At 64.0% G+C, this 979-nt stretch carries 1 pseudogene; it reads right to left on the bottom strand.

The features are described 5' to 3' along the window. Positions 1-25 precede the first annotated feature (25 nt). Positions 26-916, bottom strand: a pseudogene (locus RM423_RS24900) (IS982 family transposase). Positions 917-979 lie beyond the last annotated feature (63 nt).

Consider the following 979-nt stretch of genomic DNA (forward strand, 5'->3'; position numbering starts at 1 on the left):
ACTAGATGGTTGATTCCTTGGAGGGTTAGTGGTCGTAGGCGGTCAGTGATCGTTTGGTGGTGGCGCCGGTGGTCCAGTTGTGCCAGATGCCGGTGGCCATGGCTAGCAGGCGTTGAGCGACGCGGGTGAACACCCCGTGAGCGGTGCGGCCGCCGTGTTTCTCCAGCCCGAGTTGCCCTTTCAGGGTTTGATTGACGGACTCGATCCACTGGCGCACGCCGCCGAGGTTGCCGTTTCTGTAGGTTTCGTCCTTGCGGTCCGGGCGCAGCAGTCGTAAGCCCAGGGCGGCGGTGGTGGTGGCGAACCGCCTGCCGGAGAAGCCCTTGTCGGCGAGCAAGACCTGTCCGGTGCGGATCAGGTGATGATCGCGATGCAGCAGCGCGGCGACCACGTCGCGTTCGCCGATCTTGGGATGGGCCAGGCACCACATGATCGGCATGCCGTCGCCGGCGCAGACCAGGTAGAGCTTCAGGCCCCAGTAGTAGCGGGAGTAGGAGGAGCAGTAGCCCTAGCCGGCGTGGCCGGCCAGATCCGAGCGTTTCACCGTTTCCCGTGACGTGCCGCACGGCACCGGTGTCGCGTCGGTGATCCACAGGTCATCGAACCACGACGGTGACACCTCGGCCAGAAGCTGAATCGCCTTGCACAGCAGGCCTCGTGCCGCTTTCAGCCGCTTGTGATAGTCCGACTGGCCGGGGATGTAGGGGAACAGCGCCCGCAGTTCCTGGCTGCCGTGGGCGTGCCGGATCCAGCGGCGTTCGCAGTCGAACCCGAGCAGAATCTGCGCCACAGCCAACGTCAGCAGCTCGGCATCGCCGAGCATCGGGCGCCGGCCCCGACCATGGCGAGGCTCAACGACACGATCATCGATGAGGACATACAGTCCGGTCAGGAGGGTTTCTAGTTCTTTAGTCACGCATTGATCTTGGAAACCCTCCGCCTACCTCCCCGCCAGCGACACACCTTCAAGGAATCAACC

The organism is Jatrophihabitans lederbergiae (genome assembly GCF_031845305.1).
Classification (GTDB): Bacteria; Actinomycetota; Actinomycetes; order Mycobacteriales; family Jatrophihabitantaceae; genus Jatrophihabitans_A; species Jatrophihabitans_A lederbergiae.